This is a genomic window from Bacillus sp. FJAT-45350, assembly GCF_002335805.1.
Taxonomy (GTDB): Bacteria; Bacillota; Bacilli; order Bacillales; family NISU01; genus FJAT-45350.
Map to the genome: position 1 here is coordinate 1633600 of NZ_NISU01000001.1, position 26463 is coordinate 1660062.

Genomic DNA, 26463 nt, shown 5'->3' on the forward strand with positions numbered 1-26463 from the left:
AATCAAACCTCCCTTATTTAAAAAGTTTTAATTTATCGATACGTTCAACTGCTTCGAGAATTCGTTTCTCATCCTCTAATAAACCTACACGTACATACCCTTCTCCTGTTTCCCCAAAACCTCTGCCTGGGGCAACTGCAACATGTGCTTCGTTTAAAAGTTTTGTGGCAAAATCATCAGAAGACATTCCATTAGGACAAGCTAGCCATGCAAAAAAGGACCCTTCTGGTGCTGTTACGTTCCAGCCAATTGACTTTAAGCCATTAATTAAAGTATTCCTTCTTGTCTCATAAAGGGAAACAAGGTCTTCAACACAATTCTGAGGACCTAACAAAGCTGTAGCTGCAGCTTGTTGGATACCCCCAAATAAGCTCACATACATATGATCCTGATATAAATTTAACGCTTCTATCACATCAGGGTTTCCAACAGCAAATCCTACTCGCCACCCTGCCATATTATATGTTTTTGAAAGCGTATATATCTCAATCCCTACATCTTTTGCACCTTCTACCTCCAAAAAGCTCGTTGGCTTCTTTCCATCAAAACCAATCGCGCCGTAGGCAAAATCATGAACTACACAAACATCTTCTTTTTTCGCAAAAGTGACCGTTTCGTTAAAAAATTCCTTCGACGCAACGGAACCTGTCGGGTTATTAGGATAATTAAGAAAAAGTAATTTCGCTTTTTCTAATGCTTCTCGTGAAATGGAGTTATAGTTTGGCAGAAAATCATTTTCTTCTTTAAGAGGCATCATCTCCATTTTTCCACCTGCTAACGCAACCCCAGACCAGTAATCAGGGTACCCAGGGTCAGGTACAAGTGCCACATCTCCAGGATTTAGAAAACATTGACTAATTTCCACTAAGCCACCTTTTCCTCCAAATAAAATACATACTTCACGCTCCGGATCAATCTTCACATTATATTCTCGCTCATAAAATTCTGCTATTGCTTCCTTGAGAAAAGGGTAGCCACGAAACGGTGGATATTTATGAAATTTAGGATTATCACTGGCATCTTTCAAGCTCTTCACAATATGTGATGGTGTCGGTTGATCAGGGTTCCCTTGTCCGAAAAGAATGACGTCGTTTCCTTGTTTTTTTAAATTGTTAATATTCTGAACTAATTTCGCGAAATATTGTTCAGGTAAGGCGTTCATTCGGTCATTCATTTTAAAATGTTTCATCTTCTCCTCACTCCTACACGTACTTATATCTTTGTTATGTTAAACGTTATTTTACATGAATGTAGTTCTAATGTTAAGAAATAAATGGTACCTACTCTGTTAGTTATTTGAGGATAAGGTACATGGCTTACGAGCATGATAAGAAAAAACTTATAGAAAGGAGTTTTTAAATGAGACATGCAAATGCCCTTTTAATAAAGTTTTTAATGGTTGCTGTAATACTGTTCTTAGTATTGACACTCGGTATTGGTGTATCGGTATTTAATGTGTTGATTTTCAGTGCTATTTTATCCTTACTCGCCTATTTTATAGGGGATTTACAAATTTTACGTCATTCGAATAATATCACTGCAACAATAGCTGATTTTGCTCTCTACGCAATTGGTATATGGTTGCTTGGAACATGGCTCCTTCCTCCAATAGCTGGATTTATCGGGGCTGGTATTATCGCTGCTGTTTTTATTTCAGTTGGAGAATGGTTTTTTCACAGATTTATGGGAATGTTCATTTTTATTGGAGAGTTAGAGTCAACGAATGTGCTACAAACAGAAGATGATAAGCTCGTAACAGAGTTTGCGGAAGATGAAGAAATAGAAAAAGCAATTAAAGAAAAGGAAGAAGAGTAGATTATATCTAATATAAAGAAGCTCAGTCTGTTATGTGGAAGGACTGAAAAAGTCCAATCTAGAAGCCGCTGAAAAAGTGAAAATCACTTTTCAGCGGCCTCTGTTATGTGAATTGAGCTACTTTTTCTACTTATTTAAGCCGTTAATTGAACTTCTTCGGGTTTTTGTCTTTTCATCGAAATTAAATAGGAGACAATAAAGATAAACATAAATAAAATTGAAAGTTGATACATTAGCGCATAACCGGTGAATGAAGCGACCACACCAAGAACTACAGCTCCCCCAGCTACACCTAAGTCAATTGAATTTAAAAACATTCCATTTGCCATCCCTCTTTCACTAGGGAGAGCTTCTCTTATCATCCATGCTTGGAGTGTCGGCTGGATCGCTCCATAGCCTAGACCATATAACAATCCGGCTAGCATAAGCATCCAGTTATTCATCGATAACGATAATGTTACTAAACTACTAATTGTAAAAATTGAACCTCCAAGTAAGACAAGCGTTGGACCTTTAACATCGTAGAACCTCCCTGCAAATGGACGAACCGTTACCATTGCTAGTGCATGAAGTAAGAAGAATAATCCTACATTGCCTATATTTGCTTCAGCTCCATATAAAGCAATAAATGCAATAATTCCACCAAATGTTAACGAAAGCATAAGGTTTAAGAAAAATGGGAAAAACATTTTTTTATCGAAAATTTTAACCTTACCGGTACTTTCCATTTTAGGGCTCGGTAGTTTTCTGACTGATAACGCTAATGGAATAATGAGTAATAAGACTACAAGAGTTGTCAGGATAAGAATACCAAAGCCATGATTGCCTAATAAAAATAAGCCGGCAAATGGGGCTAGTGCTAAAGCAAACCCGATTGACAAGCCAAAATACCCCAATCCTTCCCCCATACGCTTTATAGGAATTGCATTAGATGCCATTGTAGGAAAGGCTGTACTCGTCATACCAAATCCAAAACCGAAAGTAAGTCTTAATAGTAAGAGTATAAATAAAGATTGGACGAAGTAATATCCAATCGTTGAGATAATAGCTATCGCTAAACCAACAAAAAGGATTGTATTTCTACTTCCTTTTTGAATTGCTCTCCCAGAATAGATTCTTGCCCCTATCGCAGCTACTGACGCAAAGGTTGTAACTAAACTAAGTACGAATGCATTTGGGTTATATTCTTCCTGAACATATAAAGGGAAGCTCGATACAAGCAAATGTAAGTTCACAAAAACAAGTAAGTTACAAATAATTAAAATGACAAAGTCTTTCGACCATAGCTTTTCTTGTTGATCAATCTTCATGATGTTCATTCTCCGTTATCATTGTAATATTGTTGTTCACTTTAAAAAGTAACTCCTTTAATAAATGCCGTTCTTCATCCGTAAACCCCTTGGTCAAATCTTCCCATACACTTTTTTCAATAGGGATAGTTTCTTTTAATACAGACCTTCCTTTCTCCGTCACAAATACAAGGGAAACACGACGATCTTTCTCACTGCTCTTTTTCTCGATTAACCCTTTCTGAAACAATGAATCTAATATTCTTGTAATAGTCGGTTGATCCTTTTCCGAACGGATTGCGATCTCCTTCTGAGAAATACCGTCTTTATCACTTAAACGGTAAAGTACGGACCACTGCTCTGGAGTAATGCAAAACACTTTTAATCTATTCAATACTACTTGACTAGACCTACGATGTGTCACACTAATCAAAAAGCCAAGAGATTGATTCATTAAATTGTAATTCATTTCATTCTTCTCCTCAAAAAAATACTTGTTATGACAATTATATGCACGACAAGTATTCTCGTCAATGGATAAAGCTAGGTTGATAATGCAAAGTATTATTAGTTACTTAAATGAACATGATTTTCTTACAAAGATGACTTCTGCTAGTTCACGTGCTATAAAAGTAGATAAGTATGGAAAGATAGATATTTTAATAAACAACGCAGGTGTTTCCCGTTTTAAAAATGTATATGAGCTAACTGTAGATGATTGGGATGATGTGTTAAATAGTAATCTTAGAGGTACGTTTTTATGCTCAAAAGAAGCTGCAAAATATATGAAGAAAAATAAAAGTGGAGGATCGATTGTAAATATCTCTTCCACCCGAGCAACAATGTCCGAAAAAAATTCTGAAGCGTACGCTGCCTCAAAAGGTGGGATCCTTTCACTGACACATGCTCTTGCCCTTTCACTAAGTGACAACGCAATTCAAGTCAATGCAATCAGTCCTGGATGGATTGAAACAGGTGATTACAACGAGCTAAGTGAAATTGACCATAAACAACACCCTTCTCAAAGGGTTGGAAAACCAGAAGATATTGCACCAGCATGCCTCTTCCTCACGAATAAACAAAATAATTTCATCACAGGTGAAAACCTAGTCATCGACGGCGGAATGACAAAAAAAATGATCTACAAAGAATAACCAAGAAAAAAAGAACTCGAATTACCCATTAACAATTAGCAATTCGCAATTCATAACTCATAATTCATAATTCAAAAATCCCCCTCCCACTACTACTCTCTTCTCATTAATGTTATACTGGTCTATAGATTGTTTTTTTATGGAGGAATGAATATTCATGATTACTGTTAATAACGTTGGTTTGCGCTTTGCAGACAAAAAGCTTTTTGAAGAAGTAAATATTAAATTTACTCCAGGTAACTGCTATGGACTAATTGGTGCAAACGGTGCGGGTAAATCAACATTTTTAAAAATTTTATCTGGGGAAATTGAACCTCAAGCAGGGGATGTACATATTACACCAGGTGAGCGTCTTGCTGTACTTAAGCAGAACCACTTTGAATTTGAAGAGCATGAAGTATTAAAGGTTGTTATTATGGGCCACGCTCGACTTTATGAAGTGATGCAAGAAAAAGATGCTATTTATATGAAAGAAGATTTTTCTGATGAAGATGGCATTAAAGCCGCTGAACTTGAGGGTGAATTTGCTGAAATGAACGGTTGGGAAGCAGAGTCTGAAGCAGCAATCCTACTAAAGGGTCTTGGTGTTTCTGAAGAATTGCATAATAAGAAAATGGAAGACCTATCAGGTTCTGATAAAGTAAAAGTCCTCCTTGCCCAAACACTATTCGGTAAGCCTGACATCCTAATAATGGATGAGCCTACCAACCACTTAGACCTTAAAGCTATTCGCTGGCTTGAGGATTTCTTAATCAACTTTGAAAATACGGTTATTGTCGTATCCCATGACCGTTACTTCTTAAATAAAGTATGTACACACATTGCTGACTTAGACTTTAACAAAATTCAGCTTTACGTTGGTAACTATGACTTCTGGTATGAATCAAGTCAATTAGCATCGAGAATAGCGAATGATGCAAACAAGAAAAAAGAAGAAAAAATTAAAGAGCTACAAGCGTTCGTTGCAAGATTTAGTGCCAATGCCTCTAAATCAAAACAGGCAACATCTCGTAAGAAGCTTTTAGATAAAATTACATTAGACGATATTAGACCATCTTCTCGTCGTTATCCTTACGTACACTTTACACCAGAACGTGAAGTTGGAAATGACTTATTATTAGTTGATGGATTATCAAAAACAATTGACGGTGAAAAGGTATTAGACAACGTTTCTTTCCGTATCAACCAAGGTGATAAAATCGCCCTTGTAGGAGATCAAGAGATTGCAAAAACTACACTTTTCAAAATTCTTATGGGTGAAATGGAAGCGGACAGTGGTTCTTTCAAATGGGGATTAACAACATCTCAAGCGTACTTCCCTAAAGATAACTCAAAGTATTTTGAAGGCTGTGACCTAACTCTTGTAGACTGGTTACGTCAATTCTCACCTCAAGATGATAGCGAAAGCTTCCTACGTGGATTCTTAGGAAGAATGTTATTCTCAGGTGATGAAGTATTAAAGAAAGCAAGTGTCCTTTCAGGGGGAGAAAAAGTTCGTTGTATGCTTTCAAAAATGATGTTAAGTGGTGCAAATGTTCTTCTATTAGATGAGCCTACCAACCACTTAGATTTAGAATCAATTACAGCTGTTAATAATGGTTTAACGAACTTTAAAGAGTCATTAATCTTCTCTTCTCATGACCACCAATTCATTCAAACGATTGCAAACCGCATCATTGAAATTAAATCGGATGGTACGATTATTGATAAAGAAATGACGTATGACGAGTATCTAGAGTCTTATAAGTTAAGTAGCTAAAGAACATATTACAATAGAGTTTTTTTCTTTTGTATAGTTCGAAGCAACGAGCGAGGTCGCTACATGTTTGAATGTCAGCCTATGAGTGGGTTTCTCAGGTGACGAGTAGCGTACGGAGCCATTGCTCTCCAGTGAATTACTTCCAATTTTTTAAAATTCTATCAAAAAGGACTGTATTCAATTTCACGAATACAGTCCTTTTTTCATTTTCTCACCTATCTTATCTTGCTTTCACTAGTACCCTTCAGTTATCACTCTTTTAAGTACTAAGTCAAGATAATTTACATGCAATCTTTACACGCATATGGTACTCTAACTGATAGAATTAATGGACGAAAGGACTTAGATGATGGAAAGTAATCTTCATGAACATTTTAAAAGACAAGCCCTCTACTGGCTGAAAGGAAAAATGACGGATTTATGTGCTAGCGAAGTGAAACTATTTGTCCGAAGAAAAAAATTAAAAGCTGATTCTCTCGGCATTAATTTAAAAAGAAAAGAATCGCGAATTATTGAAGTCAAAGTGTCTAGAAGTGATTTTTTGCGAGATGACGTTCTCCATGCGCCATATGGTTATCATGCCATTGCAGATTATGCCTATCTGATGACACCTGTCAACCTACTTAAAAATGAGGAAGTACCTAAAGGGTATGGTCTATTAGAAATCGATGAGTTTGATAACATCAAAGTAAAGAAAAATCCGACACGTAATCCAAAACCAATCATGACTCTTGATACACTTATTAAACGTACAGGACGTGCGGCTACAAATGCTGTTCTTTTTCAGGAACTATCAAAGGAAACGAAGGATACAACAGCTGGTGCTTTTTCTAAGAAAGCAAAGATACATCTAATAAGCGCAACTTGCCCTACGTGTAAAAAACGAAACAAATATTTAATTAAGACTGATCAAGATGAAGTAACTTGTAAAGGGAAAAGATGTAAAGAAACAATTCCTTTAGAGCGAGCTCGAGTGCATGTTGTTACTTCTTACAATGAAGATTTCTATGAAGAAATTAAAATGTTGATGGACGGGGAGTGTTAATGTTGAGTTATGTTTTTTGAATTATGGATTGAAAACCTTTTTAATTTCTAAAGTGTAAGTGCTGTTGGCACTTACGCTTTTGCTTGTTACTATGCTTTTTTCCATGAGTCGTTAAGATATTATTGCTATTTGGAAAGCCATACATTAAATACCGGGATTCATAATAAGAAAAATCCTACCCAAATTGGATAGGACTTCCACTACTTTATTTAATTCCGATTAAATATTTTGGCATTTTGTATCGCATCGACCCATTTATCTAGAAGCCCTACTTTTTTAACTTCTAATTCATTTAAGTCAGACGTGTAAATTTTAAAGTTATTTTTTCCGTTATTTTTTGCAAAATACATTGCCTTGTCCGCATGGTCGATCAGTGTTTCTTTATCTTCACCATCGTCTGGGTACATACTTACACCAATACTTAGTGAGATCTTCGCTTCTTGTTCATTAATCAGATATGGTTGGCTAACATTATCTAGAATTCGTTGGGCAATTGTTTCAATTTCTTCATTATTCGTTTCTTCAAAAACAACGATGAATTCATCCCCACCAATTCTTGAAATTAAATCCTCGTCTCTAATTGAATGATTGAGTCTACTTACCACTTCTTTAAGTAGTGTATCTCCCGCTTCATGACCTAACGTATCATTTACAATTTTAAAATCATCTAAGTCGATAAACATTAATGTAAAGTTATGGTTGTGTCTCTTCGAACGTGCGAGCGCCTTTTCAATATGACGGTCTAATAATTTCCTATTAGGTAAGTCTGTTAAATCATCAAAATAAGCAAGTTGCTTCAATTCATTTTGTAAGAGTACTCGCTTAGTAATGTCGATAAGTTGACCATTTATTTTAGTCACTTTTCCTTCTGAATTCTTAATTGGCTCTGCTTTTTTTATCAGCCATTTTTCTTCGGATTCTGGGTGAATAATTCGAAACTCTACTTTCGTTGAATGCCCAAGCATTAATTGTTTTTCATCTTCTTCGATTGTTACACGATCATCAGGATGAACAAATTCCTTCCAGAAGTAAGGATTATGACCAAATTCTTCTTCTAAATAATACCCAAAAATTTGTTCAGCACCCTTTGAAAAATAGACTTGGTTCTTTTGTAATTCTAACGAAAATACGGCACCATCTAAGGAGTTTATTAGTAACTCATAATCTTTGTTTTGTTGTTCTAATTCTTTCTGGCTCTCTTCTAATTTATCATTTTTTACTTTCAAATCCTGAGATACGACTATAAGTCTCTCATACCTTTTACTGAGCCATATTGATAGAGTAGCAATGAAAATAACTATGAGCATATTCATAAAGTGTATAGAACTATAATCATTTCTTATTATATCAAATACGGTATATGCAGCAAGTAAAGTTGTAAGTAATGCTCCTAATGTTATAATACTTTTTTGTTTCATGATCCACCTATTTCCAAACGTAATTATTACTATCTAAATGTGTTTAACCCTAACTATCATACCTTCTTCGCCTAATGTTTTCAATAACAAAAGTACATCTATCAATGACATTATGTTTATAGTAGATTTTCAATTTTTTAGTAAAAAGATAGAAGTTGTCTTACAGGTGTATAACAACCTTTTAAGACAACCTCGCTATATATCTTATTTATTCCTTTTCGTTAAAAATGCTTCAATTCTTTCTTTTTTTTCCTCTGTTTCAAAACAAGCTCCAAAAAGTTCTGCTTCTGTACGGTAACCCTCTTTTTCTGAACCAAGCCAACCTGCATTTATTGCTTGCATACAATACTTAAGTGCTATCGCTCCATTTTGCGCTATTTTTTCTGCAAGTTCTTTTCCTGCATTATCAAGTTCGTCATTCGCATAAACACCGTCAAGAATTCCAAGCTGCTCAGCCTTTTCAGCACCAATTTTTGCGCCTGTTAATATCATTTGTTTCGCTTTTGAAAGGCCAATGACTTTTGGAAGGCGCTGCGTTCCGCCTGCACCTGGAATAAGTCCAAGTGTTACTTCAGGGAAACCATATACACTATTCATAGCTCCAAGACGAATATGACAAGCTAGAGCTAATTCCATCCCTCCACCAAGACAAGCTCCTTCAATTAATGCAATGATAGGTTTTGGAAAGGATTCCATTCTATCCATAAGGTGATGTCCGATATAAGAAGTTTCAGTTCCTTTCGCTTTTGTATCGATTTCATTAAACTCATTTAGCTCTGCTCCAGCCATGAAGTGACCATTACTACCTTTTAAAATGACAGCTTTTATCTTATCGTTATTTTCAATCACGGATAACGCCTCATGTATATCACTCATCGTTTTAAAGCTAATTGTATTTACAGGGGGATTATTTAATGTAATGTATGCAATCTCTTCCAGTAATTCTACTTGTACATTTTTTTTAACTTTGTTTTGGTTCGTCATATTTTCCTCCTAATATTACATTCTCTCAATAACTACCGCTCCTCCAAGACCACCACCAACACAAAGAGTAGCAATTCCATACTGTTTGTTTAAGTCTTTGAGTCCATTTAGCAATGTAACTAGTAATCTAGCTCCTGTTGCTCCGACGGGATGGCCTAAAGCGATTGCCCCACCAAATGGATTTACCTTTTCTCTATCAATACCTAATCTACTAATACAAGCTAATGTTTGTACGGCAAACGCTTCATTTAATTCAAAAAGGTCAATGTCATCGATTGTTAAATTAGTCTTTTCTAATGCCTTTGGAACAGCGTGTACAGGACCTAATCCCATTCTCTTTGGATCAACCCCTACACTAGCATATGACAACACTTTAGCAAGTGGTTTATAGCCTAATAACTCTGCTTTTTCTTTGCTCATAAGAAGTAATCCAGCCGCACCATCATTCATTCCACACGAATTACCCGGTGTTACTGTCCCTTCTTTTTTAAAAGCAGGTTTTAGTTTTGAAAGACGTTCATAGGTAATACCTGCTCCTGCAAGCTCATCTTCTTCAATCGTATAAACCTCTCCTCTTCTTCCTTCTACTTGAACAGGAACGATTTCTTTTGCAAAAACACCATCTTTATTCGCTTTTTGTGCTTTTTCGTAGCTTGAGATTGCGTAAAGGTCTTGTTGCTCCCTTGTAATAAATTCCTCCTCAGCAACTACTTCTGCGGTTTCACCCATCATCATATTTTCAACCGGGTCATGTAACATTTCCCATAATTTATCGGTGAGCTGTTGATGTCTCATTTTAAATCCATTTCTTGCTCCACGTACAATGTATGGAATCTGACTCATACTTTCAGCGCCAATTACTAGACTAACCTCAGAATCACCCGCTTTAATAGCTTGAACTCCATTGATAAAAGCTTGTAACCCTGAGGCGCAATTTTGAGCAACAGTATAAGAGGAAATCTCTGTTGGTAAACCTAACTCTAACGCTGCAATTCTACCTAAGTTAGGTGCATCTGATGATTGATCTACGTTTCCTGCAATAATTTGGTCAATTTCCTTTGGATTTAACTTTGTTTCATCTATTAAATCTTTTATTACGATTTTCGCTAAATCTTTGGCTGTAATATCTCTAAGCTTTCCATTAAATTGTCCAATCGGTGTTCTTTTTGCACTTACAATTACTACTTCATTCATTGTTCCACCCCTAACTCTCTTTATCTACTTACTATCTATTGTTCCCTTATTATTAAAAGGTTCTACTTGTCTTACAGGAGAGACTAACGGGAACTGACCAAGCTGTGAAAAATCATAAACAGATTGCAATAGTAATTTATAAACTTCTTCAACCTTCGTAATTAATAAATACTTTTTATTTGATAAAACCCAACAAGTAACTACTTCATCTAATGAGCCAAAAATTACTTTTCTTATTGTTCTTGCTGATATATCATTTCTAAAAATTCCTTGGCCCTGTCCTTTAGTAATGGTTGTTTCAATTAATTGAAAATAGCGTCGTACACCTTCTAACCGCGACTCTCTTATATTTGCATTAGACTGCCTTGACTCGATTTGAATCACTCTTGCCAATTCATAATCATTACCAAAGAAATCTAAATGATTTCGAATTAATTCGTACAGCATCATTCTCGGATCATGCATATGTTCAATAATCGTTTCAGCTCTTGGGACAAACTGATGATAGATTGCTGTATGGAAGAGTTTTATTAAAATATCCTCTTTATTTTGAAAATATAAATAGATCGTACCGTCTCCAACCCCTGCTTCTTTCGCGATTCGAGATACTGATGTACTATGATAGCCTTCATCTGCAAATACCTTCTTAGCAGCCGTTAATATTAAATCGGATTTATTACTTTTTTTTCTTGTCATTTTTTCACCTTTGTTTAATTATTTATGTCGTCGCCATATCACGTAAAGGTCCTTTTGTAATTTTACCTACTGCATTCTTAGGAAGTTCTGTTAATTTAATAACTTTCTTTGGACAACGGTAATTTGCCATTCTTTTCTGACAATAATGAATAATATCATCTTCAGAAATTGTAGCCTTCTCTCGTAATACAACATAAGCGAGAACTTCTTCTCCGTATAGCTCATCAGGAACACCAACAACAGCAGCTTCTAAAACCTCTGGGATTTGATACAGTATTTCTTCAATTTGCTTAGGGTAAATGTTCATACCACCACGAATTATTAAATCTTTCTTTCTATCTACAATATAAAAGAAACCATCTTCATCTTTATACCCTATATCACCTGTATAAAGCCAGCCATCTTTAAGAGTTTTCTTCGTTTCGTCATCTCTTTTTAAATAGCCTTGCATCACATTAGGTCCTTTTATTATTAATTCACCTTTTTCTCCCGTTGGAACTTCACTACCTTCTTCATCTACAACTTGTAATTGTTGACCAGTAAGGACACGCCCTATAGAACCGACTTTCCTTTTTCCATCAATTGGGTTTAATGTTGTGGCACATGTTCCTTCAGAAAGTCCCCAACCTTCAATCAATTTAAAAGGGTAACGAGATTCAAACCGTTCAAATAAATTTAAAGATACTGGTGCTGCACCACATATGCCAAACCGTAATGATTGTAAATTATACTTATTTTCTTCATTTTTTGGAAGGTTTGCTAGCATTCCGTATATCGTTGGAACTGCCGAAGTGAAAGTTGGTTTGTATTGTTCGATACATGAGAGAAATTCATCAAGCACAAACTTTTTTCTAATTACAGCACTTCCACCAACCATTAGAACAGACGTTAGCGTAAAAATAATCCCATTTACATGGAATAAAGGTAATATTAAAAATGAACGGTCTTCCTCAGTGAGTTCTAATGACGAAATAGACATATAAACCATTTCAATAATATTAGAATGAGTTAGCATAACTCCCTTTGGTTTACCAGTCGTACCAGATGTATAAATAATTAAACCTATTTCATTTATAGATATGATTTCATCTTTAGGTAATAATGAATTAGATTCAAAAACCTCTGTAAATTCTAGTTCATCCTTCAATTTAGTCCCATTAAAAACAATCTGCAGAACCCTCTTTTCTAATAATTTCACAGCCTCTCTTGCTTTGTCTCCAATATAGCCTTCATATATGAAGCATTTTGCCTCAGAATTTTCTAGTTGAAAGTGAATTTCTTCTGATTTTAAAGCTGGATTTAATGGTGTTAGTGTTGCTCCTATTCGCCAACATGCAAAAAGTGTAATCACATATTCAACACTATTGGAGGATTGTATCGCAACGACATCTCCCTTTTTTATACCAAAGTTGGTAAAAAGGCCAGTTGCGAATCTACTAACTAAAGAGTTTAACTCGCTATACGTATACGTATCTTCATAAAAAAGTATTGAATTTTTATTAGAATGTTTCTCTGATTGCTTTTCAAGAAAATCAACTAGTAATGACTTTTTCATATCAATCCCTCCAATTTCTTACTTATAAAATTATTTGATAGACAACTTTACTCGTAGTTATAAAAGCCTCGACCCGTCTTTCTTCCTAGGTGTCCAGCCGTAACCTTCTGTCTTAGTAGGTTTGATGGGCGATAGTGATCCAAGCCTGTTTGGTTATGTAAATGTTCTAAGAAGTGTAATAACGTATCTAAACCGATAAAATCAGATAATTCTAATGGCCCCATTGGGTGCCCCATTCCAAGCTTCATCGCCTGATCAATATCTTCTTTTGAAGCAACTCCATTGTCTAGCATATGCATCGCTTCATTTAGCATTGGTGTCACAATTTTATTAACAACAAAGCCAGGTACATCTTTCGCTAAGATGGGAGTTTTCTCTAATGCCTTTACAAACTCACTCGCTTTTTCTGTAACCTCACTTGACGTTTCAAGACCATTAATTACTTCTACTAATGGCATCTTTTGTGCTGGATTAAAAAAATGTAATCCTATGACTCTATTTCGATAGGTACAACTAGAAGCAATTGCTGTAATAGAAATACCCGATGTGTTAGAAGCTAGAATTGCATGTTCTGATACGACATTTTCCACCTGTTGAAAGATGCTTTTTTTCACGTCAAGTTTTTCTGTAGCTGCCTCAATAACAAGATCACAATCTTGAAAATCCTCTATTTTGTTACATGATTCTAAATTTTCAAGCCCTTGTGCTAGTTTTGGCTGAGCTTTTCTTTCTGCTGCATTTTTTACTTTTATCACAGCTTTTGACAAAGCCTCCGAATCAATATCGTAGAGCTTTACTTTAAAGCCAGATAGAAGACATGCTTCAGTTATTCCTCTCCCCATGATGCCTGAACCAATTACTCCAATTTGATAACTCATTTTATTTCCTCCCTATGTCAGCCTTACACTGAATGTAAAAATAGTTTCTGTAACAAAACAAAGAAAGTGTGTATTGAAATGGAGGGTACTGAAAAAGTCCAATCTAGACGATTCAAGAAGTGGTAATGGCTCCGTACGTTGCGTGCTTGCTATGAGTAAACCACTCATTGCAATCTTTTGAAAAGAGGCAACGGCTGCGCGCATTACTTCAAGGCCACAAAAAAGTGAAAATCACACTTTTTTGTGGCCTTATTGAAACGACACTTTTTTTGTTTGTCAAATACTACCTATGTTGTAATCTTATTCAACTGCACGAATTCGTTCAATTAAATCACCAAAACGTGCTCCTTGCTGCTCGTATACTTTTTCAACAGCAACTTGGAATTTATCAATATCTATTTCGCTACTTTCAACAATATCAACACCTAGTTCTTTCAAATCAGCTTTTTGCTTTTCTTCCATATCTTGATTCATTTGGCGTTGAATTGTTTTGCATTCTTCACCTTTTTCAACAAGGATTTGTTGAATATCCGCAGGAAGTGATTCAAATAAATCAATATTCATTAAAACTGGTGCTGCAGCATAATAAATTCCAACTTCACTTAAATGATTTTGAACCTCATACATTTTGGTTGAGTGCTTTACTCCATAAGATAGGTCTGTACCATCTACTAATCCTTGTGAAAAGGATGTATATAATTCAGGGAAAGCAATTGGTGTAGGATCTGTACCTAGTGATTGATACGTACTTACGTAAATATCATTTTCTACAGTTCTCATCTTTAAGCCATTCATATCTTCCGGTGTAACGATTGGCAGCTTGTTATTTGTTAAATGTCTAAAACCATTTTCCCAAATTCCGAGTGTTTTAAAACCAGCACCATCTAATAATTCCGTTAGTTCAACGCCAACTTCTCCATCTAACGTATTATATACATGGTCAATATCTCTAAATAAGAAGGGCATTTCTAGTACAGAAAATTTGTCTACAAAGTTTCCTACTGGACCTGCAGTTACGATTGTCATATCAAGTGAGCCTAATTGAACTTGTTCAACGACATCACGTTCTCCACCCAGCTGTCCGTTACCATAAATTTCAAATTCCACTCTTCCATCAGTTGCTTCTCCAACCGCTTCAGCGAAAGCCTCTATTCCTTTTGTGTATGAATGCTCATCTGGTGCAATATGTCCTAATTTAAATACAAATGTTTCTTCACTGTCAGAGCTTGATGAACCATCTCCCTCAGTGACATCTGATTCAGTACTCGTATTACATGCAGATAATAGTAAAACGACTAGTGCTAGAGCAAAAAAGCTACTAAATATTGAGTTTTTTCTAAATACCATACTTTTGTAACCCCTTTCATTTTTAATTATTTATTTTATATTCAGAATATTACATAAATAATTTGGTTAAGTCAATACTTTTTAGTATATAAGTGAGAACTAATTCATTTTTTAAATTATAAAACCAATATTTTGCCTTTCAATTTAATTTTTATTATTTAAAATTTTAAATAGTGATGTTCAATTCATTTATATAAACTCAGTATTATATAGCCACGCTGACCATTTTTAGTTCAGTTACATTTAAAATTCTATTATTTAAATATAATCATTCATGAATACGAAAACGAGCTTCAATCTTTTTGTCTTTTTTCTGTTTCACTTCATTTCCTAACCCCAGTCAAAATTTATTTTTCACAAAAAAAATAACCAAGAACCAAGCTCAATTACGACTTGGTTCTTGGTTCCCTTAAAGATAACAGGAATTTATCCACGCCTACCTATCTTCTCTATCACCTCATGCAGTTCACCAGGCTTTAGCATCTCTACTGGTGAGTGTCCACTTCCAAATTCAATTCCATCCCCTTCGATAAGGAGAATGTACTTCCCATTCACTTTGGCAATATGAACACTATCACCAAAATCAGAAAGTAGTGCTTTGATTTGAATATTGTCTAGCTTCATTTTCAATTCAAGCTCTGGCATTTGTTCTACTAGATGTGCTGAAGCTTCTACTACTTGCTCTTGTGTCCATTTTTCTTGTATTTCTCTTTGAGGACTCGTTGCCCATGCTTCTAATGCACTTTCTTCTTTTCCACGTTCTTCCGATTCTTCTTGATACGTTTCGGCAATGTATTGTGAAGCCATTTCGACTACCTGCGTACTGACGATATTTGTAATTGTTTTCTCGTATTCAACATATTTGAGGAAGTCTTCAAAATAACGAGCATGTGAAGCTTGATGGACCTTTAGCTCCCATGTTTCGAGCATTCCCTCTTCTGGCATGTATGGGTACATGATTGACTTCATATTTTTCGCACTAATGGCAGTCTCTACTTGACGAATTAATGTCATCTCGTTCGTAATCGAAGCAATCTTTTGTTCAAAATCACATTTAATAACAAACACAAATGGTTCATCAAAATATTTGTTCAGTTTTGCTTGTGCAATTAATAGAACACCGCCTCTTACTGCACTTGCATCCAAGTAGGTGCGAACAAGCTGATTGCTTGCTGTCGTATAGTCATCCTTCGTATCAGCATTACGAATACGTTTAAATAGATTATAATTAGGGTTACTACCTAAGTCATACCCTTCTTCTACAACAAAGCGGCCAATTTTCGTTGGAACCTGATCTGATTTAGGATGACGCTCCACTTTACGATTTGTAATTCTCATTAATTCTCCATCTAAAAATGTCTTCAGCTCACTAGCATCATAGCCAGTTTCATCAAGTGTCTGATAATGCTTGTAAACCTTTTCCTCTTGCTCGTCTTGTACTACAAAGAACGATATATATTTAACTATGAAATCCATCTGTTACTCCTCTATAGTTGTAATTTCATCCAAAAGTGTATCCTGACAGCCTAGTACGAGTCGAATTTCTTCATACCCAACTTCTTCTGGTAATGCATCTTTAATTGGCTTTAATCTCTCGGCACCCACTTCTCTTATCGCATCTAAAATTAATTTGATGTGCTCTACTTTCACTAATGGTTTCACATCTACTTCTTTTCCATCATTGTTACATTTAATAATGTGATTAATTATTGTTGTATTTGAGAGTCCCCGTTCCTTAGCAATCTCCTCAACAGACATTCCTTGCTCGTACAATTCTAATGTCTCTAAATGGCTTTGACCAGAAGAAGATGTTGTCTTTTTAGGAGCGGAGTGTATAGGTTGATTCAATGTTGTGGATTTCTTTTCTTGAAATTCTTGTAGCAACTCTAGGAATGAAGAACCGTATTTTTCTAATTTATTTTGTCCTACACCAGAAATATAGAGTAGCTCTTCCTCTGTTAGAGGAATGACCTGGCTCATCTCTCGTAATGTTTTATCAGAGAAAACGAGGTACGGTGGAATATGGTTTTCTGACGCTACTTCTTTTCTAAGCTGACGAAGTGCTTCAAATACTTCATTATCCTCTGTTAGATTTTGGATTACGACCTGCTCACGCCTAAAGACTGTCCCTTCTCCTTTCAGAATAGATAGACCTTTTTCACTCACTGTTAACGTAGGAAAAGCTCCATCTGAAGGTTGAACTATTTGTTCCGCAATTAAATAATCAATAAACTGTGTGATTTGCTTACTGTTCCACTGCTTGAGTATGCCATAGGTTGATAGTTGGTCAAATTGAAATTGCTTAACCTTTTTGTTACCTGAACCTGCTAATACTTGAGCAACCATTGTTTTACCAAACTTTTGTTTCATACGAATGATACATGACATGACCATTTGCGCTTCCTTTGTCATATCTAAGACTTCACCTGTATCAAGACAGTTACTACATTTACCGCACGGTTCCCCTGTTACATCGGCAAAGTAGTTTAGAATATATTGAAGTAAGCAAAGCTCTGTATGGCAGTAATCAACCATTTGTTGAAGCTTCTTATACTCATTTGATTTGCGTTCATCATCATATACAGATTGTTCAATTAAAAATTTCTGTACTTGTACATCCTGAGGGGAAAATAATAAGATACATTCACTTTCCTCCCCGTCACGCCCTGCACGTCCAGCCTCTTGATAGAATGCTTCTACATTTTTCGGGAGGCTATAATGTATCACATACCGTACATTACTTTTATCAATTCCCATTCCAAAGGCATTTGTTGCGACCATCACCGTAATATTATCTTTTAAAAATTCATCCTGATTGTAGGAACGCTCTTTTTCACTCATCCCACCGTGATATTTTCCTACTTCATATCCTTTTGCTTGAAGACGGTCGTATACTTTTTCTACTTCTTTGCGTGTAGAAGCATAGATAATCCCAGAGTCATGTTTATTTTTCTCTAGATATCTATCAATATATAAAAGCTTGTCTATCCCCTTTTCTACCTTAAATGATAGATTTGAGCGCTGAAACCCCGTAACAATTGTATTCTCATCTGTTATGTTAAAAAACGAACATATATCTGTTTGAACTTGTGGGGTAGCTGTTGCTGTCAACGCCATCACTGTTGGCTTTGGTCTAATCTGTTCAATATACTGAGGGATACGCCTGTAACTAGGTCTGAAATCATGTCCCCATTCTGAAACACAGTGTGCTTCATCAATCGCAATTATTGAAACAGGAATTGATTGTAACAATTCCATAAAAGCGTAATCTTCTAGTCTCTCGGGCGCCACATACACAAGGCGATATTCATCGAGTTTAATTTCTTCTATACGATTTTTGTATTCACTAGTTGATAGAGTACTATTCAAATAAGTGGAGGGAATTCCCACTTCAGTTAAAGAATCTACTTGGTCTTTCATGAGTGATATTAAAGGAGTAATAACAATCGTAATCCCTGAAGCCATCACTGCCGGGATTTGGTAACAAATAGATTTACCGCCCCCTGTTGGCATGATTCCCAGTGTATCTTTATTTGTTAAAGCACGTTCAATAATGTCTTTTTGTCCTTCGCGAAAAGAAGGATAACCAAAATAATGCTGCAGATGCTTTTCAGCCTGTAGTAGCATATAATACCTCTTTTCTTCAAGTAATCTACTAACCTATTATACGGGTTATCAAACTAATTTTATAGAGAGAAGAAAAAATAAAGTGGGATATCATTTGGAAAATAAGAAGGTTTGTAACAGGGGAGTTATATACAAAAAACATGTCTACTTTTATAAATAATAGCATAATTTTTACATTAAAAACGCACAAACTTATTAATAAATGAAATTTGTGCGTTGTTTTATTATTTCACTGTGTTACTAACTTGGTGGATCGTTCTCTTAATCTTAGACTTTCTACTATTTGGAAGTTCATAAATGAAATTTGCTGCTGTACATGCGACTCCGTTATGTTTAATTGATAATGGATTAATGGAGTGTTGTTTTCTCGTCTCTTTAACATCCTCAACCGTAAGTCCTTTAGATTGCAATACTTCATCAAATTCTTTCTGAGCTGCTTTTTTTGCTTTGAACAGCATCATTTGGATTCGACTATAAACATTGACCGCACCATCTCCCGTTGTTTCAATTGGAAGAAAAATTGCCTCAGGAAAACGCTCAGTAATTAGAGATTGAACACCATCTGATACCCCAGAAGAAGGCATACAGCCAAATGGCTTAACTGAAATTGTCATGTTTACTTTGTTCTTCTTCGCATTTAATATTAGTTTTCCGACTTCCATATGACCTTCGCCACCACGTAAATGATTATTATAATGGGCATTTGCGGCTTCAGCCAATTCATCCATATTCGGAAGAGTGTAATTTCGCAGTCCAAGGGTCTTTGCATAGGCTTGAAAAACTATTCGAACTGCTTTGTCGGTAACCCCTAACAAACCTAACCGATAATATGGGTTTTTCCCTTTCAATCCTGTTTTTCCTGAATCAGCTTTTCGTAAATTCATTCGGCGTTTTGTATCGTAGCGCCCACCCCAAATTAAGTAAAGAATCCATGCAGTTACCGATTGAACTTCTACTTCAGCACCTTCTTCCTCTAAAAACCTCTGAAGCTGATAATTTCCATCCCCTTCTGTTGTCATAGCCCAAAATTCACCGATAAGGCTCACTTTTGGTTTAACAATTGCGGGATTTACTTTCACTTGAGTTAGTTCTTTTCGGCATTGCTGTAACACAGGGAGAAGCCATTTTCGATTACTAAGAGCATGATATAGCTTTTGTTTACAATTTTCTAATGCCTTATCTGTTGCTCCTTTCTCTATTTCATAAGGTCGGGTTTGATATCCAATTGCATTTAAAATGTCACCGAGCATGATAATTTTCATAATAGAGAGGAAAAAGGAGCTCTCTAATTTAAGCGCGGACTCTTCGCCTGTCACTTGCTTAACCCCTTCTGTTTGTTGAAAGAGAAGGACTCGAAATCCGTCAAAGCCTGCATCACGTAATGCTTTTCGATATTCTGTTACGTACGTACCAAAACGACATGGTCCACAAGAACCACTCGTCATAAATAAATATTGACTAACGATCTCTTCCTTTGTTTTACCTTCTACATCTCGTAAATAAATGAGATGTTTAATTAAATTCCCAACTGTAAAATATGTAGGATTGCATTGACCGCGGTTACCAAACTCTTTACCTAATCGTAATGATTCAGTATCAGCACAATCCAAGCTTTTAATTTTATAGCCAAGACCTTTCATGACTCCTTCAAACAAATAATCATGAGCAACTGTTAGACCACCAGTAAGAATAGTTGTTGATTGTTTATCTTTTTTTAAGAACTTTCTAGGCACAGGATCAAACCATTGACTTTTTGTTATCCCCAATTGCTCTTCTTGCTCTTTTTTAAATTGTTCAAGCTTCTCTTCAATCTGGTCAATATCTTTAACAGTCATTAATATAAGCCTCCTTTTTTGTAGATTAGTTAGAATTCCTTAGTTCATTACGCTTTTCTTCAATGAGAAGTTCAAGTTTTCTTTTTTTACTTGCTATATCCTCTAGTCTTTCTTGATGAAGCTCTAAGCTATGGGCGTATGTTTTCACACGAATCTTTATTGAGCCAGTTGGTTTATTTGCATCAATATCATGTAGAGCTGAGTAGGCTTTGCCTGCAGTTGAAACAATCGAGTCAATGAGGCCGTATGTTGGTGCATCGTGACCGCATTTAAAGCTTGATAAATCTAGTAAGGCTACATTCGGATGTCGAGCAGCAAATTTGGCAGCCCATACCTTCTGTGCACTATTCGAACTGAAATTCTCTGGCCATACGTCTGTTACTTCAAGAGAGTGCTCTACTCTTCCACTATCAAGATCCTCCAGAAAGAATCGCTTCAACCATTCTTCATCTTTTGGAATTGAACGCATTGACAGAATTGGATATCCTAATACTTGAAATTCATCTAGTACCCCATGATTTAATCCTGGGTCTAAGTGATACGGTCGACCAATTAATAGAATTCCTAGCTTATTGTCTTTTTCTAACTGTTCTAGGATTGCTTTCCCCTTCTCCTGCATCTCTGCATCAAATAGCTTCAATGCTTTCCAAGCTTCTTCTACTGCAAAATCACTTTCATCCTCAGTCACTTGTAAAAATTCCTCAAAGGCCTCAAATAGTTGCTTTTTCAACATGTTAGGCTCTGTAAAAGTTACAGCAGGGTCGAAGTATTTGACGCCTTTTTCTTTGAAAAAGTCGGTTTCCTTTGTAAATGCGGCTTTGATTACATTTGGTGCTCCTGCAACAATTGGACAGCATGTGGAATCCATCACATTTTGTAAGTAAGTCGGTATGTGAGTAATGCAAGGAAAAACGATTCCATGTAATGGATTATCTTCGCGGTGACGCTTATACAAAAGATGATGAACATGTGCTTGAGCTACTTTTGATGGATAGCACGGGTCAATTGAGCCGTATTTTCCACCTTGTTGCAACATTTCTTCTGTTGTGTCGTGACTGAAAGTAATATTCTTCTCATTTACACCGAGTGCTTCAAAATAAGTTCGCCAAAAAGGAGCGGTAGACCACATATTTAGTACTTTTGGTATGCCAATTCGTATTTGATTACGCCATTCTTGAGCTTCTATCGATGAGCGATTAAATTGACGCATATATGATACTTGCTTTTTACGTAATCCTAAAAGTACGGGCTTTTGCTTAACATCTTCAATCATAGTACCTTCTTTAGGGAGTGTGTCTGGTTCATAAAAATGTTGAAATAATCGCCTAGCTTCATAATCTACTATGTTCGGATATTCCTTTTTTAACTGATTACGTTCACGAGTTAGTTGTACGACAGCTTTCTTATCTTCTACCGTACCTTTTTCACAGCTAAATCCAGAAATATAGCGAGCGGTTTGACCATTAGGTGTGACAGTATCGATAAATGTGCGGCTACATAGATTAGGACAGAATCCACAACGAGTAGATTCATCATTTCTAGAAGAATAAGAAATACCTATTGCTGCGTCTAACCCTAGGAAGGTTGTGTAGCCTCTACGATTAACAACACGCAATGTTTCCATCGCTGCTCCAATAGCGCCTGCTTCACCTGAATGTGGGTGAACATACACTTCTGCATCAGGAACTCTCTCTTCTATGTAATCAACTTGTGCTTTTACAGCTGCTAAATTATGCTGTGTTCCTCCTTGAAGGACAAACTTCCTACCTAATTCCGCCATCCGTGGAATTTGTACAACATACTGCCAGACGTTTTTTGGTAACACTAATGCAAGTCCCGCTAGTAATTCTTCTTTTGAATAACCTTCTTTTTGAAAATTGACACGATCCGAATCTAAGAAAACGGCACAGCCATAAGAGAATTTAGGTGAAAGCTCTGCTCTAAATGCCGTATCTGCATACTCTTGAATTGGCACGCCAAATTGATCGGCTATCGCTTGAAGAAGCATTCCATTTCCAGCCGAGCATTGATTTGATAATCTAAAGTTTCGAATATCACCATTTTTTAAAAATAATACTTTTATATCCTGACCACCAATATCACAAATGACATCTATATCATCAAAATAATGAACAGCACTATTCATATGCGCCACTGTTTCGACAATATTTACGTCAGCATGTAGAGTTTTTTCTAATACATCTGCGGCATAGCCTGTTGCACCAAAACCTAAAATTTCAAGAGAAGCCCCTTGTGAATAGACTTTGTCTCGAATCTTCGTTAATAGTTCCTTCGTATCCTGTATCGGATTCCCTTTTGAGAGTTGATATTCTTTTAAGAGAATTTCCCCGTCGGTTCCAACAAGGACAGCTTTCGAAGAAGTAGAACCTCCATCAACACCAATAACAGCTCTCACTGTTTGACCCTTCTTGAACGTTGGTGGGCTGAATTTCGGAATACTATACTTTTCTCTAAAATGATGTAACTCATCTTCTGTTTGGACAAGTGGGTCACCCGCTTTTTCACCGAGTTTCGCTTTACGTCCATGGGTAATAAATGTTTTTAGTTGTTCAATTCCTTTATAAATCCCAACATCAGCAGGTTCGTGAATTCCGTACATAACAGCTCCGTACGCTGCATAATACTGTGAGTTCTCTGGTATAAAAATCAATTCTTCTATCGGAAGTTCTGTTGGGTATTTATATCCTCGTTGTTTCCATGCTTCAGGTATTCGCTTTCTCCAACACTGTTGTAAGAATGGTAAGTATGTATTTGGACCTCCAAGTAAAAGTACTTTATGTTTTAATGTATTACCTCTTGTTAATACCGAAAGATTTTGCATGACGATAGCATCTGCTAGTGAGCACATAATCTCAGTTGAAGGAATACTACTTTTTACTAGATTGACGATATCTGTTTCTGCAAAAACTCCACACTTTGCCGCTACATGATGAAGTTTTGAATCATCAAATTGAAGCTTGGCTACTTCAGCTTCTGGTAAGCCTACTTTTATCATGCATTTATCAATAGTTGCACCTGTCCCTGAGGCACATTTATCATTCATAGATGTAATTGCTTGCTTGTCACCAGTTTCTTCGTTTTCTTTAAATATGATGATTTTTGCATCCTGACCACCAAGCTCTACAACACTTCCTACATCAGGATGGAGTTCCTCAACTGCCATTGTGACCGCGTTTACTTCTTGTACGAATTTCGCACCAATGTATTCTGCAATTGATCCACCACCAGAACCTGTTATGAATACTCGAATGTCTTGTGTAGCTACATGAGAAAATTGGTTTCCGATTGTTACTAGAAACTCTAGTACCTTTTCTGCTTGTTTCGTATGGTGTCTCTTGTAATCGGACCATAAAATTTCTTTTGTATATGGATTAACGACTGTTGCTTTCACTGTTGTGGAGCCTACGTCGATACCAATGATTAAAGAATTACTGCTTTGGTTCCCACCCGTCACAAAGACCACATCCTATAGATTTTATGTTTTTTAATTTATGGAATTAATTAACAATATATACTTAGTTTTAATTATGAATACCATGAATGGATTAATTTTCCTCAATCATACTTTAACACAATTTAAAATTATCAAACAATACAAATAAAATGGTCCTTTCCTACATATTTTCGAATTCCTCTTAAAATTGTTTGCTGACATAATTTTTCTGAAAAAGATTTAATTTTTCATGTTATAACAATAAAAACATCACGAATCGTCTATTTTCTTTGTGAGTCATGTATTTTATAACCAAAGTTACAAATATTAAATTTAGTCCTACTAGATCAGTTTCTAAAGTAAGGAGTTTGTTTATGGATAAAATTGAAGTGAAAAATCTAAGTAAGGTTTTTGGACCTATGCCAGTTGAAGGAATAAAGCGACTAAAGGCAGGTCACTCAAAAGAGGAAATTTTAAAAGAAACTGGAATGACAGTTGGGGTAAATTCGGCAAATTTCACCGTTAAGGAAGGCGAGTTTTTTGTTATTATGGGCCTATCAGGTAGCGGAAAATCCACACTCATTCGGTTAATTAACCGTCTTATTGAACCGACTGATGGTGAGATTTTAATTGATGGTAAGGACATTGCCAAGATGAACAAGCAGGAACTTATGAATGTCCGCCGTAAAAGTCTTGGAATGGTTTTCCAAAAGTTTGCCTTATTTTCTCATCGTACAATTTTACGAAATGTTGAATACGGTCTTGAGGTTCAAGGTGTACCGAAGGAAGAACGAGAAAAGCGTGCATTAGAATCAATTCAAGTGGTTGGACTTAAAGGCTATGAAAAAAGCTACCCAGATGAATTAAGTGGTGGAATGCAACAGCGCGTTGGACTTGCTCGTGCTCTTGCTAATGAAACAGACATTTTATTAATGGATGAAGCCTTTAGTGCCCTTGACCCACTTATTCGTAAAGAAATGCAAGATGAATTATTACAGCTTCAAAGCAATTTAAAGAAAACGATATTATTTATTACTCATGATTTAGATGAAGCGTTAAAACTAGGGGATCGGATAGCAATTATGAAGGATGGAAAAATTGTTCAAATAGGAACATCAGAAGATATCCTTTCTAACCCTGCAACGGAATACGTCTCAAACTTTGTTCAGGATGTGGACAGGTCAAAAGTATTAGTAGCTTCTAATGTTATGAAAAAGCCTGATGTTGTGACAACAATGAAGGATGGCCCTCGTGTCGCAATTCGTAAGATGGAGGAAAAAGGGATATCAAGTATTTTTGTTGTTGATAAAGAAAGAAAGCTTAAAGGTTTATTAACAATCGATGATGCATTAAAAGCATTAAAGGAAAATAAATGGGTTGAGGATACATTAGTGACTGATTTCCCAACTACTTCCCCTGATACACCTCTTCATGAATTAATTGGGGTTGCAGCAGAAACAAAATATCCAATTGCGGTTGTTGAAGATGATAAGTTTTTGGGAATCATCGTAAGGGTATCAATCCTTTCTGGTTTAGCATTAGGAAAAGATGATGAGGAAGAGGTGAATGAAGCGTGAATTTTTTCTACCTCCCTTTAGAAGAATGGACAAATGATTTTGTTGACTTTTGGTTGCTTCCCGTTTTAGGTGGTTTCTTTGATGTAATTAGTACGTATATTGCAGCTATATTAAATTTAGTAGGATCGATATTAATTGGAATTCCACCTATTGTTATGACGATTATCATTGTCATATTAGCATGGAGATTAGCAGGTAAAGGTGTTGCCATTTTTAGTATTATTGGGCTTGTTTACTTAGGGAGTGTTGACCTTTGGGTTGCGGGGATGCAAACTCTCTCCATTGTTCTTGTTGCTACATTATTATCAATTATAATTGGTGTGCCAATAGGGATTTGGAGTGCAAAATCCGAAACAGCAGAGAGCGTTATCCGTCCGACATTAGACTTTATGCAAACATTACCGAGTTTTGTCTATTTAATCCCTGCTATTTTACTGTTTGGATTAGGTGGTGTTCCAGCAGTTATCGCAACGTTTGTCTTTGCCACTCCCCCAGCTGTGCGCTTAACGGGCCTTGGTATTAAGCAAGTACCTGAAGATGTAACGGAAGCAGCAAGAGCATTCGGCTCGACATCATGGCAAATGCTTACTAAAGTACAATTACCATTAGCAGTACCTACAATCATGGCGGGTATTAACCAAACGATTATGCTTTCCCTTTCAATGGCAGTTATCGCATCCATGATTGGGGCACCTGGTTTAGGCTCGACAGTATTAGCTGGGATATCTAGTGTCAATGTTGGGTTAGGCTTAGTCGGTGGATTAGGTATTGTAGTTCTGGCGATTATTTTAGACCGAGTAACTCAAGGTATCGGAAAACGAAATTAATAAAAAGGA

20 protein-coding genes are annotated in these 26463 nt (G+C 36.1%); 6 read left to right on the forward strand and 14 right to left on the reverse strand.

Features of this window, described 5'->3' with window-relative positions; genetic code table 11:
* Positions 1–13: 13 nt before the first annotated feature.
* Entirely contained in the window at positions 14–1189 is a 1176-nt protein-coding gene (locus CD003_RS08330; RefSeq protein ID WP_096200675.1) for a pyridoxal phosphate-dependent aminotransferase, read from the reverse strand.
* Between the two features lie 170 nt (positions 1190–1359).
* On the opposite strand from CD003_RS08330, the gene CD003_RS08335 reads away from it, so the two are divergent.
* Positions 1360–1815, forward strand: a complete 456-nt coding sequence (locus CD003_RS08335) for a DUF2512 family protein (protein WP_096200676.1) — start codon at positions 1360–1362, stop codon at positions 1813–1815.
* A gap of 134 nt (positions 1816–1949) precedes the next feature.
* Here CD003_RS08335 and CD003_RS08340 read toward each other — a convergent pair whose 3' ends face one another.
* On the reverse strand, positions 1950–3125 hold the full coding sequence (locus tag CD003_RS08340; protein ID WP_179295488.1) for an MFS transporter: 1176 nt from the start codon (positions 3123–3125) through the stop codon (positions 1950–1952).
* Positions 3115–3573 (reverse strand): MarR family winged helix-turn-helix transcriptional regulator, encoded by a 459-nt coding sequence (locus tag CD003_RS08345; RefSeq protein WP_096200678.1) that lies wholly within the window; start codon positions 3571–3573, stop codon positions 3115–3117. The genes CD003_RS08340 and CD003_RS08345 overlap by 11 nt, the downstream gene beginning before the upstream one ends.
* A gap of 64 nt (positions 3574–3637) precedes the next feature.
* Between CD003_RS08345 and CD003_RS08350 the strand changes: the two genes are divergently transcribed.
* The 3 genes from CD003_RS08350 (at position 3638) to CD003_RS08360 (ending at position 7062) form a co-directional block, all read left to right on the forward strand.
* Positions 3638–4258 carry an SDR family oxidoreductase gene (locus tag CD003_RS08350; protein ID WP_096200679.1) on the forward strand — a complete coding sequence of 207 codons (621 nt, stop codon included), beginning with the start codon at positions 3638–3640 and terminating at the stop codon, positions 4256–4258.
* Positions 4259–4415: 157 nt separating this feature from the next.
* Positions 4416–6017 (forward strand): ABC-F family ATP-binding cassette domain-containing protein, encoded by a 1602-nt coding sequence (locus tag CD003_RS08355; protein ID WP_096200680.1) that lies wholly within the window; start codon positions 4416–4418, stop codon positions 6015–6017.
* A gap of 346 nt (positions 6018–6363) precedes the next feature.
* A complete protein-coding gene (locus tag CD003_RS08360) occupies positions 6364–7062 on the forward strand; it encodes a hypothetical protein (RefSeq protein WP_096200681.1) in 699 nt (232 codons plus the stop codon).
* A gap of 209 nt (positions 7063–7271) precedes the next feature.
* Here the strand turns inward: CD003_RS08360 and CD003_RS08365 are convergent, their stop codons facing one another.
* From CD003_RS08365 to CD003_RS08415, 11 genes are all read right to left on the reverse strand, one after another.
* Positions 7272–8480, reverse strand: coding sequence for a sensor domain-containing diguanylate cyclase (locus tag CD003_RS08365; RefSeq protein WP_096200682.1), 1209 nt, complete (start codon positions 8478–8480; stop codon positions 7272–7274).
* A 204-nt stretch (positions 8481–8684) separates the two neighbouring features.
* A complete protein-coding gene (locus CD003_RS08370; protein WP_096200683.1) occupies positions 8685–9464 on the reverse strand; it encodes an enoyl-CoA hydratase/isomerase family protein in 780 nt (259 codons plus the stop codon).
* Between the two features lie 15 nt (positions 9465–9479).
* Positions 9480–10658: a thiolase family protein gene (locus CD003_RS08375; protein ID WP_096200684.1), complete on the reverse strand. Its 1179-nt coding sequence runs from the start codon at positions 10656–10658 to the stop codon at positions 9480–9482.
* Between the two features lie 24 nt (positions 10659–10682).
* Positions 10683–11354, reverse strand: coding sequence for a TetR/AcrR family transcriptional regulator (locus CD003_RS08380; RefSeq protein ID WP_096200685.1), 672 nt, complete (start codon positions 11352–11354; stop codon positions 10683–10685).
* 22 nt (positions 11355–11376) lie between these two features.
* On the reverse strand, positions 11377–12909 hold the full coding sequence (locus CD003_RS08385) for a class I adenylate-forming enzyme family protein (RefSeq protein WP_096200686.1): 1533 nt from the start codon (positions 12907–12909) through the stop codon (positions 11377–11379).
* A gap of 47 nt (positions 12910–12956) precedes the next feature.
* Positions 12957–13787: a 3-hydroxyacyl-CoA dehydrogenase family protein gene (locus CD003_RS08390; protein ID WP_096200687.1), complete on the reverse strand. Its 831-nt coding sequence runs from the start codon at positions 13785–13787 to the stop codon at positions 12957–12959.
* A 300-nt stretch (positions 13788–14087) separates the two neighbouring features.
* Positions 14088–15134, reverse strand: a complete 1047-nt coding sequence (gene dctP / locus CD003_RS08395; RefSeq protein WP_096200688.1) for a TRAP transporter substrate-binding protein DctP — start codon at positions 15132–15134, stop codon at positions 14088–14090.
* 426 nt (positions 15135–15560) lie between these two features.
* Positions 15561–16610, reverse strand: coding sequence for a DUF3900 domain-containing protein (locus tag CD003_RS08400; RefSeq protein ID WP_096200689.1), 1050 nt, complete (start codon positions 16608–16610; stop codon positions 15561–15563).
* 3 nt (positions 16611–16613) lie between these two features.
* The gene (gene recQ, locus CD003_RS08405; protein WP_096200690.1) at positions 16614–18761 is read right to left on the reverse strand and encodes a DNA helicase RecQ; all 2148 of its coding nucleotides are present in this window, start codon (positions 18759–18761) and stop codon (positions 16614–16616) included.
* 224 nt (positions 18762–18985) lie between these two features.
* Positions 18986–20596, reverse strand: coding sequence for a 2-hydroxyglutaryl-CoA dehydratase (locus CD003_RS08410; RefSeq protein ID WP_096200691.1), 1611 nt, complete (start codon positions 20594–20596; stop codon positions 18986–18988).
* 25 nt (positions 20597–20621) lie between these two features.
* Positions 20622–24071: a BadF/BadG/BcrA/BcrD ATPase family protein gene (locus tag CD003_RS08415; RefSeq protein ID WP_096200692.1), complete on the reverse strand. Its 3450-nt coding sequence runs from the start codon at positions 24069–24071 to the stop codon at positions 20622–20624.
* A gap of 353 nt (positions 24072–24424) precedes the next feature.
* Here CD003_RS08415 and CD003_RS08420 point away from each other — a divergent pair, with 353 nt between their 5' ends.
* Both CD003_RS08420 and CD003_RS08425 read left to right on the forward strand, forming a co-directional pair.
* Positions 24425–25627 (forward strand): quaternary amine ABC transporter ATP-binding protein, encoded by a 1203-nt coding sequence (locus tag CD003_RS08420; protein WP_096200693.1) that lies wholly within the window; start codon positions 24425–24427, stop codon positions 25625–25627.
* The gene (locus tag CD003_RS08425) at positions 25624–26454 is read left to right on the forward strand and encodes an ABC transporter permease (RefSeq protein WP_096200694.1); all 831 of its coding nucleotides are present in this window, start codon (positions 25624–25626) and stop codon (positions 26452–26454) included. Before CD003_RS08420 ends, CD003_RS08425 begins: the two co-directional genes overlap by 4 nt.
* Positions 26455–26463 lie beyond the last annotated feature (9 nt).